We start from the raw sequence: 14,020 nt of genomic DNA on the forward strand, positions 1-14,020 counted from the left end.
CCTCAGACAAGCAGTTCTTTTTCATGCGGCAGAACCGTATCCGGATAAATTTCCGTCGGGTACTTGCCGGTGAAGCAAGCCATGCACTGTCCACAGTTCTTCATTGCCGGGTCGCGCCCGATCGCTTTCTTCAATCCTTCAGGGCTTAAATAAACAAGTGAGTCGGCACCAATCAATTCACGAATATCTTCCACTGAATGAGTAGACGCAATTAATTCGGATGACGTTGATGTATCGATGCCATAGAAACATGGATGCGTGATTGGCGGTGAACTGATCCGAACATGAACCTCGGTCGCTCCCGCGTCACGCAGCATGCCGACAATTCGGCGGCTGGTTGTCCCGCGTACGATTGAATCATCCACCATCACGACACGTTTGCCCTCAACAATAGCGCGCACGGCAGACAGCTTCATTTTTACCCCTTGTTCACGCAGCTCCTGTGACGGCTGAATAAAGGTACGGCCTACGTAACGATTTTTGATCATTCCGAGCTCGTACGGGATGCCCGTTGCTTCGGCATAACCAATTGCAGCGGAAATACTTGAATCCGGAACACCGGTGACCACATCGGCTTCAACCGGTGCTTCTTGTGCCAGCATGCGGCCAAGATTCTTACGCGCGGCATGAACGTTGATGCCTTGAATGTTGCTGTCGGGACGTGAAAAGTAAATGTATTCCATGCTGCAGATTGCCGGCTCTGTTCGTGTCGTGAAGAAGTCAGAGTGAAGACCTTCATTGTCGATCACGATCACTTCACCCGGCTGCACGTCACGGACATATTTTGCGCCGATCAAATCGAACGCGCATGTTTCCGAGGCGACAACCCAAGCATTGCCGAGTTTGCCGAGTGACAGCGGACGCAAACCGTTTGGATCAAGTGCCGCAATGAGCTGGTGTTCGGTAAGCATCGTCAGTGCGTAAGCACCTTTAATGATCGAAAGCGCATGTTTCACACTTTCAAGAAAATTATCGGCATAGTCTCGTTTAATTAAGTGAGCAATAACTTCGGTATCGGAAGTCGTCTGAAAAATGCTGCCGCGTTCTTCAAGTTCGCCTTTCAGCTTATGAGCATTGACCAGATTTCCGTTATGCGCAATGGAAAGTGAGTCTTTCTGTGAACGGAAGACAAGCGGTTGAACGTTGGCATAGATATTGCCGCCTTGCGTTGAATAGCGGACATGTCCGATGGCAGCAAATCCTTTGTCCAACGCGTCAAGTTTTTCATTATCAAATACATCATTTACGAGACCGAGACCTTTATGATCATAGATGACCTTACCGTCGGTGCTCGCAATGCCCGCGCCTTCCTGGCCGCGATGCTGCATGCTGTGCAGCCCGTAATAGGCTAATTTTGCTGCTTTCTCATGACCCCAAATTCCAAAGACGGCGCATTCTTCATTCAGTTCTTTGCCGACATAATGCATGACAGAGCCCCTCTCCATTCGTTTTCGAGTTCGTTCCGATTCAGAGTGACGGTTGACGATGCAAAGGCTAGATTTATGGTTTCACTGCGTGTGACATTGCCAACAAACACAGCATCGTTTACAAATGCTTCAAAGTCTTTCTTCTTCGCTTCAGGGACACTAACCAAATAACGTGACTGAGTTTCTGAAAAAAGTTCAACTGCAGGGTCAGTATCAAACTTAAGTTCACAGCCGAGTTCCGTGCCGAATACCGATTCAGCAACGGCAACGGCAAGACCGCCTTCGGAAATATCGTGTGCCGAGGCGAGATAGCCTGATTTGATGGCTTCAAGAACTTTTTCCTGACGGCTCTTCTCCACTTCAAGATCAAGTGCCGGAGCTTTGCCGCTCACTTCACCATCAATCAGAATCTGTAAGGCGCTGCCGCCAAATTCAGGCTTCGCTTCGCCGATGACATACACCGCGTCACCTTCGTTTTTGAAGGACGCAGTCATCACATGATCAAGATCTTCAACGAGACCAACCATACCGACAACCGGGGTCGGATCAATCGCGCCGCGATCCGTCTCATTGTAAAGGGAGACATTGCCGCTGATAACCGGCGTTTTCAAAACATCACATGCGTTAGCCATACCTTTGACGGATTCATCGATTTCCCAGAATACTTCCGGGTTCTCAGGACTGCCGAAGTTGAGGCAGTCCGTGATTGCGAGCGGCAGTCCACCGGAGCAGACAATATTTCTTGCGGCTTCAGCAACCGCGATTTTTCCGCCGACATTCGGATCAAGCGCCAAGTACTTGGCGTTGCAGTCCGTTGTCATGGCAAGGCCTTTTTTTGTGCCACGCACACGGACAACCGCGGCGTCGGAACCCGGTGCGACAACCGTGTTCGTTTGCACCATATAGTCATACTGACGAGTCACCCATTCTTTTGAAGCTAAGGTCGGCTGACTGAGCAGTTTCTTAATCGTTTTTGCGTAATTATTAATTTCAGGCTTCCATGCCGGAGCCGCCTGATTCGCAAGATAAGTTGCCGGAACCTTGGACGGCATGTGGCGAACAGGAGCGGACGCCAGAGAATCAGATGGAACATCCGCTACAATCTTGCCCTTATGTTCAAGACGGAGCACCTCTTGCTCAATGACTTCACCTACTGCGACTGCGTGAAGTCCCCAGCGTGCGAAAATTGCCTTAATCTCTTCCTCGCTGCCCTTCTTAATAACGATCAGCATACGTTCCTGAGATTCGGAGAGCATCATTTCATAAGGCGTCATTTCTGTTTCCCGCTGCGGAATCAAGTCAAGATTCATGTGGATGCCGACACCGGCCTTAGCCGCCATTTCACTCGCTGAGGAAACAAGCCCGGCCGCGCCCATGTCCTGGATACCCACAAGCGCGTCATGTTTGGTTAATTCAAGGCATGCCTCGACAAGCAGTTTTTCCATGAACGGATCGCCAACCTGTACCGCCGAACGCTTTTCATCCGACTTTTCAGAGATTTCTTCGGAAGCGAAGGTCGCACCGTTAATGCCGTCGCGCCCAGTGCTCGCGCCGACATACATCACTGTATTGCCGATTCCGCGTGCCTGGCCGACTTGAATGTCGTCATGACTCATAATACCAACGCACATCGCGTTAACAAGCGGATTGCCGTTATAGCAAGGATCAAATTGAAGTTCACCGCCGACCGTTGGGATACCGATGCAGTTTCCATATCCGGCAATCCCGCTGACCACTTCTTCAAAAAGGTAGCGGACACGTGAACTGTCCAGGTCGCCAAAGCGCAGCGAATCGAGCAGCGCTACCGGACGCGCGCCCATGGAGAACACATCGCGGATGATGCCGCCGACACCGGTAGCCGCGCCTTGGTAAGGCTCGATCGCTGAAGGGTGGTTATGACTTTCGATTTTGAAAACAACCGCCTGCCCGTCACCAATGTCAACAATGCCGGCACCTTCACCGGGACCCTGGAGTACATGCTCGCCGGTTGTCGGGAAATATTTTAATACCGGCTTCGATGTCTTATAGCTGCAATGCTCCGACCACATCACAGAAAACAGTCCGGTCTCCGTATAGTTTGGCTTGCGTCCGAGCAGATCCTTGACCTTCTGATATTCTTCCTCAGTAAGACCCATTGTTCGGTACACTTTGTCTTGTTCAATCTGCTCTGGTGATGGTTCAAGATGTGTAAGCGGCATGAGTAGATTCCCTCCAATGGTTTAGGATTGACTGGAACAAGCGCAGACCATCGTCACTGCCAAGCAGCGCGTCAGCGGCGCGTTCCGGGTGCGGCATCATGCCGAGTACGTTGCCTGCTTCATTAATAATGCCGGCAATATCAGCTTTTGATCCGTTCGGATTTTCTCCTGAATAGGTGAAGACAATCCGATTGTTGTCCTGCAATTTCTTGAGCGTCGCATCGTCACAGAAGTAATTGCCCTCGCCATGCGCGATCGGAATGCGGATGATTTCATCGTTAGCGTAGAACTTCGTAAATTGCGTATCATTATTTTTAACCTGAAGATTTACGGTTTCACAAATGAATTTCAAGTGCTGATTCTTCAACATCGCGCCGGGAAGCAAACCTGCTTCAAGCAGAATCTGAAAGCCGTTGCACACACCTAGTACCGGTTTTCCTTCTTTAGCAGCCTTGATCACAGCAGGCATAATGCCTGAGAAACGTGCGATCGCGCCTGATCGCAAGTAGTCGCCATAGGAGAAGCCGCCCGGAATCATGACCGCGTCATAGCCGTCCAGCGACGTTTCCGCATGCCACACATAGTCTACTTCTTCACCCAGTCCATCCTTAATCGCATAGTACATGTCTTGATCGCAGTTGGAGCCGGGAAAAACAATGACTGCGGTTTTCACGAGTGTACCTCCTCCTCGACTTCATAGCGATAGTTTTCAATTACGGTATTCGCAAGCAGCTTGTCGCAGATTGTATCCACTTGTTCGGCAACATCCGCGGAGTCATCCATTTGGAGTTCAATATATTTACCAATGCGCACGTCCTGAACATTTTTGTAATCCATATTATGCAGCGATTGCATCACAGCTTGACCTTGAGGATCAAGCACGCTTTCTTTCAAAGTAATAAACACCTTCACCTTTTTCATTTGACATCCTCCAAGCGTTTGAGAAGTTTTTCGTAGGTTTCGGGAAGATCAGCGATATTGCGGCGGAAAACATCTTTGTCAAGCTTTTCATGAGTCTCTTTATCCCACAGACGACAGCTGTCCGGTGAAATCTCATCAGCAAGAACAATGGCGCCTGTTTCTTTCAGCTTGCCGAATTCGATTTTAAAGTCGACAAGCAAAATGCCCGCTTCTGCAAAGAATGCCTGCAGTGACTCATTAATGCTGAGCGCGAGGCGGCGAATTTCTGCGAGTTCCTCTTTCGTAGCGAGTTCCATCGCAAGCGCGTGATCACTGTTGATCATTGGGTCACCGAGTTCATCGCTTTTGTAGTAAAACTCAACGATTGTACGGCCAAGCGTTTCGCCTTCATCAACGCCCAGACGTTTTGAAAGGCTGCCGGCAACGACATTGCGAACGACCACTTCGATCGGAACAATGCTTACCGCTTTGACTAATTGCTCTGTTTCGGAAATCGTGTCGATGTAGTGCGTCGAGATGCCCTTCTTCTGCAGCATTTTAAAAATCTTTGTGCAGATCGCGTTATTCAAACGACCTTTTCCTTCAAATTGCGCTTTCTTCTGGCCGTTAAACGCGGTCGCGTCGTTTTTGTAGACCACACGGAGCACATTCGGGTCATCAGTCGTGAACATCTTTTTCGCTTTTCCTTCATATAAAAGCTGACTCATTTGTTTTTCCCCTTTTCGCTGAAGATACAGATTTAGTCATTCAAACCTAAACGTTCAAAGATAAAGTCAACATTTTTCAGGTGGTAGGTTTCATCGAAGCAGGCGTCGATTTCCGCTTGTGTCAATTGACTGGTAATGCGCGCATCGCTTTCAACGATTTCTTTAAAAGGCGTTTCCGTCTCCCATGATTTCATCGCGTTCGGTTGAACAATATCATAGGCAGTTTCACGGCTCATGCCTTTCTCAATCAAAGCGAGCAGCACATGCTGCGAGAAAATCAACCCGAAGGTGCGTTTCATATTGCGTTTCATATTTTCCGGGAAAACGGTCAGTTTCTCAATAATTGTTGAGAAACGGTTCAGCATATAATCCAATCCGCTGGTTGCATCCGGAAGAATGATTCGTTCCGCTGAAGAATGGGAAATGTCGCGTTCATGCCAAAGCGGCACATCATCGTAAGCAGTCAGCATATAGCCGCGAATCACGCGTGCAAGACCGCACATATTTTCCGAACCGATCGGGTTGCGTTTATGCGGCATCGCTGATGAGCCTTTCTGACCCTTCGCAAAGTATTCTTCAACTTCGCGTACTTCCGAACGCTGCAAGCCGCGCACTTCAACCGCGAATTTCTCAATTGACGTCGCGATCAGCGCTAGAACAGACAGGTAATGCGCGTGACGATCACGCTGCAATACTTGCGTCGAAATCGGTGCCGGCTTGATACCGAGGTGTTCACAGACATACGATTCAACAGCAGGATCGATATTGGCATAGGTGCCGACCGCGCCGGAAATTTTGCCGTATTGCACTTCATCAGCTGCGCGTTTGAAGCGTTCCAAGTTGCGTTTCATTTCTTCATACCATAGTGCTAGAACAAGGCCGAAGGTTGTCGGTTCTGCATGAACACCATGCGTACGGCCCATCATGACCGTATTCTTATATTTTTTCGCCTTTTGGCGGATGACTTCGATAAACTGTTCAATATCTTTTAATAAAATTTCGTTCGCCTGTCTCAGCAAATACCCTTGAGCAGTGTCTACGACGTCCGTTGAGGTTAAACCGTAATGCACCCATTTCTTCTCTTCGCCAAGCGATTCTGAAACCGTTCGCGTGAAGGCAACCACATCATGACGGGTTTGTTGTTCGATCTCATGAATCCGATCAACGGTAAACGTCGCGTTTTTCCGTAGTTTTTCAACATCTTCTTTTGGAATTTCTCCGAGTTCAGACCATCCCGCGCAAGCAAGAATTTCAACCTCAAGCCATGCCCTGTATCTGTTTTCTTCTGTCCAAATCGCGCCCATTTCCGGCCGTGTATACCGATCAATCATGAATGTTTACCCACTTCCTGTTCAAATTTCCATATCCCTAATCTCTCTGCTTGCTCAATTGCCTCATCAACCGTGTCACCAAGAATGGTCAGGTGACCCATTTTACGTCCGGTTTTCGCCGCATCTTTCCCATAGAGATGAAGATGTGCGGACGTCAATAAATCAACTTTGTCCAAAACCGGCTGGACATGCTCGCCAAGGATATTGATCATAATCACCGGTTTGAGCAGCTGCGTACTTGATAATGGCAGACCGCAAATTGCACGAACATGCTGTTCAAACTGGGATGTCTCGCAAGCATTAATTGAGAAATGCCCGGAATTGTGCGGACGCGGTGCTGTCTCATTGACGTACACCTTCCCGTCCGTGCCGACAAACATTTCAACGGCAAGCGTGCCGACAAGTTTGAGAGCTTCCGCAAGATGCAAGGCATGTTCGGTTGCTTCATCGCGGAGACTGTCCGATATTCTCGCCGGCACTAGAGTATGATGCAAAATATTATGACGATGTATGTTTTCAGCAACCGGAAAAACGGATGTTTCACCTGTGGTGCTGCGCACAACAATAACAGAAATTTCTTTTTCAAATGGAAGCCATTTTTCAAGCTCAAAAGGCGTCTTTCCGACGTAAGGGAGTGCTTCCTCTAAATCTGTTTCTGATTTGAGAACGTACTGACCTTTGCCATCATAGCCGCCTTGTGTTGTTTTCAATACAGAAGGAAATCCAATTTCAGCAATAGCCTTTTCCAATTCATCATGATTACGGACAGGCATATAGGGAACAACCGGCAATCCTGCTCTGCAGATTGCCGCTTTTTCGTTAAGCCTGTCCTTGGTTATTTCAAGCAGATGGCCGCCTTGAGGAAGATAACTGTTCTCCTGCAGGTAGTCCACCGTCTGAACGTCTACATTTTCAAATTCATAGGTGACGACATCAGCACATGCCGCCATTTTCTTTGCGCCCTCAGGATCGTCGTAATCAGTAACAATCGCGATATCCGCGACTTGCGCGCATGGGCAATCCTTAACCGGATCAAGAACAGCGATTCTGTACCCCATTTGTTTCGCGCTGATCGCCATCATCCGTCCTAATTGGCCGCCGCCGAGAATGCCAATGGTTTGTCCCGGCAAGATCGTTTTCTGCTTCATTTCAGATCACTTTCCTTTGCCTTCTTGGCTAGAGATTCTCGATAAGCTTCTAATCGATCCTTCAATTCGCTATCAAATGCCGAAAGAATCTGAGCAGCGAGCAGACCGGCGTTCGTCGCACCTGTTGCCCCGATCGCTACCGTCGCCACCGGAATGCCGGCCGGCATCTGTACAATGGATAATAATGAATCCATACCGCTGAGCGCCCTCGATTTTACAGGGACACCGATGACCGGCAATGTCGTCTTAGCCGCAGTCATGCCCGGTAAGTGCGCCGCGCCACCCGCTCCGGCAATAAGTACTTTTAAGCCGCGATCGCGTGCAGTTGCCGCATATTCAAACATAAGATCCGGTGTGCGGTGTGCTGACACAACCTTTTTCTCATAAGGAATGTCCATTAAGTCCAAAATGTCGCATGCATTCTTCATGGTCTCCCAATCAGAGCTGCTTCCCATAATCACACCAACTACTGCTTGACTCACAATACTGCCTCCCAATAGAGGATTTTCGAAAGTTCAAAACTTCGTGCCGAATCGACAAAATCTTTTTTCATCTTTTCCCGACCTGAATGAAACACACTCAAAATCTAGACAATAAAAAGCCCAGAGCAGCTGTTTTCCTGAAAACAAAGAGAAAACAACCGTCTGGTCTTTAACCGCGGGCAGCGGCCTCAAACAAAACGTTACCATTTTCCCTTCATAGTCCGGCAATTTCCGGTCGCCAGGTAGAAACAGTTGGGCCATATTCCCAAAAATATATGAGGGTTCGCTTTTCTTTTTTGACCCTCTCATCATATCAGCAATATTCGCAGTGTGTCAACCGTATTATCGAACGTTAACCGAGCTTAAAGAAGCTATTGTTCGCCTTTTTTGGAAATGTATTTCCCTTCCAAAATACATTGGCTGCCAAAACACTCCGGACCGGACGGAGTCTCACGGAAGATCGGCTTCTCTGTCCGCCTAATTGGCGTGTAGCCTTCGCGCTTCATGCGTTCAAGACATTGAGTGATTGTTTCTTGATCTCCAACGATAAATTGCTTTTTTCGTAGCGGAATGCTTGATCGTTGATCAGAACTCTTCGCTTTGCGCTTGTTCAAATACGTTCACCGCTTTATCTTGGTTTGGCAAAGTACATATTCTATGCCTTTTCTGGTCGAAATTAGCTACATTCATTATATCAATTTTTCTGCTGCTTCGACAGACTTCGACTGTACATCATCAATGAACGTAAAAGGCAAGCGCGACAAAACCGAAGGCAAGCAGCGTGGCGCCGATGACGCCTGTCACCATATGAATTATATAGCTGGGAACCCGTCTAAGAAATTTACCTTCGATTGCCATGGCGATACTTGCGGAATCATCCTTGCCTTTCTCATGGGCGGCATCCTCAAGCAGATGTTCCCCTGCTTCTTTCATTTCTTTCGTCAGGAAAAAGCTCGCGCTCAGCACTGCCAGACCAAGCAGCCAGAAAAGAATCGTGATTATCAACGCAGTCATCTATCATTCACGTCCTTCAGATTGGGTTATTCTTATCATGTCTCCGATGAAGCACCGATATTCAGGGTACTTGAAGTTAAAAAATGTGAAGACTGACTCGTCGCTCTCAAGCTCAGATGGTAAAAATACAGGTAAAATGATGTTTTCCATCCAATAAAGAAGTGCATCACCCTTGTGATTGGAAACAAAAAAGTCTTCCCCATAGTTAAATGGAGAAGACTTTGAGTTAATCGTTTTTAAATCAGTGCGAAAAAGATAATGAATACGAAGAACAGGAAGTAGACAATCGGGTGAATTTCTTTCCAACGTCCGGCTGTAATCATCGTAATTGGGTAAAGGATAAAACCGAGTGCGATACCATCTGAAATACTGTAGGTCAGCGGCATGCCAAGTACAGTCAGAAATGCAGGAACCGCAATTTCGAATTTGTCCCACGGAATTTTTTTCAGGGAGCTTGCCATCAGTACGCCGACAATAATGAGTGCCGGAGCCGTCACTTGTGCCGTTACAACGGACAGCAGCGGCGAAAACAGCATGCCGACCAAGAACAAAATACCGGTCACAACCGCAGTGAATCCGGAGCGTCCGCCAACAGCGATACCTGTTGATGATTCAATGTAAGCCGAAGTTGGTGATGTACCAAGTACAGAACCGGCAAGCATTGATGTCGAGTCAGCAAGCAGTGCTTGTCCGACACGCGGCATTTTATTATTCTTCATGAATCCGGCTTGTTCAGCAAGCCCAATCAGCGTGCCTGCCGTGTCAAAGAAGGTCACAAGCAGGAAGGTCAGAACAACAACACCGAGTTGCAGTGTATTGATATCCGGAACATGTGTAATCGCCTTGCCGAAGGTCGGCGCGAGGCTTGGCGCAGTAGAGATAATCTGAGACGGAAGCGGAATCAGTTTGAAAATAATTCCGGCAATCGAAGTCAATACCATACCGATGAAAATCGCGCCAGGAACTTTGCGAACCATCAGAACAACCGTCACGATCAATCCGAAAATGGTCAGCCAGGTCGTGCCGACATTCAGTGGTCCAAAAGCAACGGTCGTTGCTTTATCAGCAACAATCAATCCGCCTTCATGAAGGCCGATGAATGCGATAAAAAGTCCAATACCTGCTGCCATCGCCAGCTTGAGGCTCTGCGGAATCGCGTCAATGATAAGTTCACGAAGCTTGAAAATGGTAATGAGAAAGAAGATAACGGAAGCAAGGAACACACCAGCCAAAGCGGTTTCCCAAGGAATCTTCATGCCGATACATACCGAATAAGCGAAGAATGCGTTGACACCGAGTCCCGGAGCAATGGCGATCGGATATTTAGCGACAATACCCATGATCAAGCAGCCAAGCGCACTGGAAATCGCTGTAGCTGTGAATACCGCACCCTTATCCATACCTGATGCGCTGAGAACGCTTGGGTTGACGAACAGTATGTACGCCATGGAAATAAAAGTGGTCAAACCGGCCAATGTTTCACGGCCTAACGTCGTCTTTAGATCGGAAAATTGAAAATAACGTGACAACCAATTCTCGTTCACAATAATCCCCCTTAAATGTCTCGTTTTGTCCGCGTCCATCATCCTTATTTTTCAAGGCAGAGCCGAAGCTCCTATTCAGTGGCTTATGAACCCAAACTAAAAAAAGCTCCAAAACGATTGAAGCGTGAATAAATGCGAATACTTTCATGATGCGCCCTTGAAAAATAATTTCAATGAATGTGCACGAAACAAAAACTCTTTTTTTACACCGTTCATTATATCAGCACAGTAGATCTTCCGTCAACGGAAAAGGCGAACACTAAATCATTTATTCAAACAGAACGTTCGGAATTAGTTCGAATTGAACAAAAATGGTACTGGAACAACGCAGACAAGCTTGGCTTCGTTCATGAGATCGCCGATAAAAAAGTGTATGACTCGTGCTGAGTCGGGAAATATCCCCTATAAATTCGGCTCTTTTTCCGGCGGCCAAACACGCTTAATCGGATCCGGAATGGTCACTTCTTTCTTGTGTTCCCAACCGGAAGCTGTTTGCGCATTTATAAAATTATCTGAGATACCGCTCACTAACCATCGTTTTTGTTCCGAATCATAGATCAATCGAAAGGTAATCCCTCTTTGATAAGAAGCATCCCTCATTTGTTTGTCTGATTTCAACGTGTACGCATAGGTATACGAAACAACTGTATCAACGGAAACATTCCAATGGTCGCCAAAATGAGTCAAGGTCAAGCTTTCCGGATCGACAATCATGCCCCGATAAGCAGATTGTATCTCGTCAATTTTCTTCTTTAACTTGGCAAACTGCACGATTTTTATCGCCGATTGACTTTGCCCAAATGTCTTAGTCGTTGACGGCAATTTAGCCGGATTGTATCCTGAAGTCTCCCAATCGGAAACTTCTGTGTTAAATTGATTAATCCGCTCAACTATTTGTTTCTGAAGGTCTTCATCTGTCTTCATCCATCCTGCTGAATCCGCATTAATTGAGAGCGGTTGATCCCATACTGTGATTTTTTCCTTCTTAATAAAGACGCCAAGTTCATTCGTTAACTGTTTCTGAATCACATAGGTTCCGGGCAAAATCGGCCCAAAATGTTCCCCGTTCCGCTTAATTCCACGCTCATTTGCATTTATCGCTAGAACGTCTCCCTCGCGCAGTCCGGAGACAGTAATGGTCTGTGGGTGCAGTTTTAGTTTATACGCTTTATAAATGAACGTTCTTCCGGTTTGCACAATGCTCAGAACACTGCCGGTTTGCGGATTTTTAGTCTTCGCCTGTTTCGTTAAACTGCTTTTCACTTCCTGATAGTTGTCTTTATGCGCGCGCAAATAGGTCAGCAAAGCTTGTGCAGAGGATTTTGTAATTCCTTTGTTATCATTGCCGGAAACAAGCAGCGGCCGTAATTGTGCGGCATCCTTGTTTTTTACCGCGGTTGTCAATTGATCAACCAGATGTTGCGGAGATGTCTTCAAATAGCCAATCCAAGCCGAAATCAGAAGCGTGATTAAGATAAGACTGCCAATGATGATGATCATGCTGTGCTTTCCCAGTCGCATCGCGTTCACTTCTCCTTCCGTATTTGCCCATTCTATGCACCAAACGAAAATTGAGTCATTAATTTGATAATTGTTATCCTCAGAGTCAGATTGCTTGCAGTACAGAAAAAGGACAAACTGATCTATTCTATTTATGAAATCGACCACATAGAACTGATCGTAGACTATTTGACAATTTCATGACTATAGGGGGTCGATGACAATTAAACTTAAGTTTCTGCTCATCTCAGTTCTCGCGCTTCTGCTGCTCATTTCCGGATGCGGCAAATCATCTAATGAAAAAGGTGAAGGAAAATCTGATATCGCCACAATTACAATTAACGGCGGACAGTTTATCACCAAAGATGGGCAAGAAAATTCCAATGACAGCGCTCTCCTTGCACTGAATGTAAGTATCACCAACCATTCCGGCGAGTCACTGGATCTTCTCAGTGACGACTTTTCCCTTTATGATTCTAAGAATGAAAAAGTATCAGTGGATGAATCGATTTATGATTCTGAAGGTGATTTTAAAACATTGAGCACAGATTCCCTCGCAAAAGACAAAACGGTGACCGGCTATCTTCCATTCCGAGTAGCGAAGAACAAATCCTATGAGCTGCATTTTCAACCAGACGTTTATAAGGAAGACAAAAAGTCTGATGAAATTATTGTCAAGATCAACACAAAACCTTATAAAGATAACCAACAGCAGATAAAAGACGCGATGAACGCTTATGTTCAAACGGTTTTCTTCTCAAAAAATGATCCGAACTACGCAAAACTAGTCGCCAATGACGCCACTAAAGACAAGGCTCAGCTTAAAGAACGCTTCATTAAAAATATGGGCAGTGAACTCGAGGATCAGCTGTCCGATCAGCAAACGGACCAAATCTACGATGCATTTATCAGCACAAATCGTGACAAGGGCAGCGTCGAACTGAACGTTGATACTGCTTTACCAAATTCTGCTGTTGTTGAAGTGACCCCTAAGGTACTTTTTCTGAGTGATATGTATGATGAGGTGGAGAAGTTGAAGGATCAATTTATTGATGATAATCGAGGTAACTATTCAGATTATAATGCCGCAATGAAAGGCTGGTACGCATATATGGCAAAGAATATGGGGGAAGTGTTTAAAAATACCGATACGCGCACAGCCGACAGTACGTACAAGATTAATCTCAAAAAGGAAGGAGAAAAATGGCAGGTTAATTCTGAGAAAAGCACAGCGAATTATGACTACGAAGACCTGCTCAACGACATGACCGGTGGGTATTAAGCGCAGCATTCTTCGCTGATTTTGGACCGAATTGAACGAATTCATTCAATTCGGTTTTTGCAATCAACAATACAGGACAGGCCGTTAACAGGTGAAGAGGAATAGCAGACAGCAGCGGCGCTGACTAGACGATGCGAGGTAAAAATGCGTGAGTAAAAAAGGCCATCAATTGTGCATTGTTCAGGCAAAAGTATCAGCGTTAAGGCAAAAGTATCAGTGCTCAGGCTAAAGAATCAGCGTTCAGAGAAAAAAATCAGCGTTCAGGCGAATTTATCAGCGTTCAAGCAAAAGAATCAGCGATCATGCTAAAATATCAGCGTTCAGACAAAAGAATCAGCGTTCAGGCAAAATTATCAGCGTTCAGAAAAAAAAATCAGCGTTCAGTCTAAAGAATCAGCGTTCAGAGAAAAAAATCAGCGTTCAGGCAAAAGAATCAGCGTTTAGGCAAAAGAATCAGTGCTCAACT

General features: G+C 46.5%; 14 protein-coding genes and 1 riboswitch. Of the genes, 2 read left to right on the top strand and 12 right to left on the bottom strand.

All coding sequences use genetic code 11. The annotated features are described in order from the left end of the window. Positions 1-2: 2 nt before the first annotated feature. The 11 genes from purF to ABWW58_RS09915 all read right to left on the bottom strand — a co-directional run bounded on the left by purF (position 3) and on the right by ABWW58_RS09915 (position 10,757). A complete protein-coding gene (gene purF / locus ABWW58_RS09865) occupies positions 3-1,427 on the bottom strand; it encodes an amidophosphoribosyltransferase (protein ID WP_353868973.1) in 1,425 nt (474 codons plus the stop codon). Next, positions 1,403-3,625, bottom strand: a complete 2,223-nt coding sequence (gene purL, locus ABWW58_RS09870; RefSeq protein ID WP_353868974.1) for a phosphoribosylformylglycinamidine synthase subunit PurL — start codon at positions 3,623-3,625, stop codon at positions 1,403-1,405. Before purL ends, purF begins: the two co-directional genes overlap by 25 nt. Continuing rightward, positions 3,606-4,298, bottom strand: a complete 693-nt coding sequence (gene purQ / locus ABWW58_RS09875; RefSeq protein WP_353868975.1) for a phosphoribosylformylglycinamidine synthase subunit PurQ — start codon at positions 4,296-4,298, stop codon at positions 3,606-3,608. The genes purL and purQ overlap by 20 nt, the downstream gene beginning before the upstream one ends. Further along, the gene (gene purS / locus ABWW58_RS09880) at positions 4,295-4,546 is read right to left on the bottom strand and encodes a phosphoribosylformylglycinamidine synthase subunit PurS (RefSeq protein WP_093672919.1); all 252 of its coding nucleotides are present in this window, start codon (positions 4,544-4,546) and stop codon (positions 4,295-4,297) included. Before purS ends, purQ begins: the two co-directional genes overlap by 4 nt. Continuing rightward, the gene (gene purC / locus ABWW58_RS09885; protein WP_093672917.1) at positions 4,543-5,253 is read right to left on the bottom strand and encodes a phosphoribosylaminoimidazolesuccinocarboxamide synthase; all 711 of its coding nucleotides are present in this window, start codon (positions 5,251-5,253) and stop codon (positions 4,543-4,545) included. Before purC ends, purS begins: the two co-directional genes overlap by 4 nt. A 32-nt stretch (positions 5,254-5,285) precedes the next feature. Then, positions 5,286-6,584 (bottom strand): adenylosuccinate lyase, encoded by a 1,299-nt coding sequence (gene purB / locus ABWW58_RS09890; RefSeq protein WP_353868976.1) that lies wholly within the window; start codon positions 6,582-6,584, stop codon positions 5,286-5,288. After that, positions 6,581-7,732 carry a 5-(carboxyamino)imidazole ribonucleotide synthase gene (purK, locus tag ABWW58_RS09895; RefSeq protein WP_353868977.1) on the bottom strand — a complete coding sequence of 384 codons (1,152 nt, stop codon included), beginning with the start codon at positions 7,730-7,732 and terminating at the stop codon, positions 6,581-6,583. The genes purB and purK overlap by 4 nt, the downstream gene beginning before the upstream one ends. Beyond that, positions 7,729-8,187 (bottom strand): 5-(carboxyamino)imidazole ribonucleotide mutase, encoded by a 459-nt coding sequence (gene purE / locus ABWW58_RS09900; RefSeq protein WP_353869083.1) that lies wholly within the window; start codon positions 8,185-8,187, stop codon positions 7,729-7,731. Before purE ends, purK begins: the two co-directional genes overlap by 4 nt. 224 nt (positions 8,188-8,411) lie before the next feature. Beyond that, a riboswitch (purine riboswitch) is annotated at positions 8,412-8,513 on the bottom strand. 72 nt (positions 8,514-8,585) lie between these two features. Continuing rightward, positions 8,586-8,828, bottom strand: a complete 243-nt coding sequence (locus tag ABWW58_RS09905; RefSeq protein WP_353868978.1) for an NETI motif-containing protein — start codon at positions 8,826-8,828, stop codon at positions 8,586-8,588. A 121-nt stretch (positions 8,829-8,949) separates the two neighbouring features. Beyond that, positions 8,950-9,228: a hypothetical protein gene (locus ABWW58_RS09910; protein ID WP_353868979.1), complete on the bottom strand. Its 279-nt coding sequence runs from the start codon at positions 9,226-9,228 to the stop codon at positions 8,950-8,952. Positions 9,229-9,464: 236 nt separating this feature from the next. Beyond that, a complete protein-coding gene (locus tag ABWW58_RS09915; RefSeq protein ID WP_353869084.1) occupies positions 9,465-10,757 on the bottom strand; it encodes an NCS2 family permease in 1,293 nt (430 codons plus the stop codon). 192 nt (positions 10,758-10,949) lie between these two features. Here ABWW58_RS09915 and ABWW58_RS09920 point away from each other — a divergent pair, with 192 nt between their 5' ends. After that, positions 10,950-11,159 (top strand): hypothetical protein, encoded by a 210-nt coding sequence (locus ABWW58_RS09920; protein WP_353868980.1) that lies wholly within the window; start codon positions 10,950-10,952, stop codon positions 11,157-11,159. 15 nt (positions 11,160-11,174) lie between these two features. Here ABWW58_RS09920 and ABWW58_RS09925 read toward each other — a convergent pair whose 3' ends face one another. Further along, positions 11,175-12,293: a YvbJ-related protein gene (locus ABWW58_RS09925; protein WP_353868981.1), complete on the bottom strand. Its 1,119-nt coding sequence runs from the start codon at positions 12,291-12,293 to the stop codon at positions 11,175-11,177. A gap of 196 nt (positions 12,294-12,489) precedes the next feature. On the opposite strand from ABWW58_RS09925, the gene ABWW58_RS09930 reads away from it, so the two are divergent. Then, positions 12,490-13,554: a DUF5105 domain-containing protein gene (locus ABWW58_RS09930; protein ID WP_353868982.1), complete on the top strand. Its 1,065-nt coding sequence runs from the start codon at positions 12,490-12,492 to the stop codon at positions 13,552-13,554. Positions 13,555-14,020 lie beyond the last annotated feature (466 nt).

This window comes from Sporolactobacillus caesalpiniae, from assembly GCF_040513385.1.
Taxonomy (GTDB): Bacteria; Bacillota; Bacilli; order Bacillales; family Sporolactobacillaceae; genus Sporolactobacillus.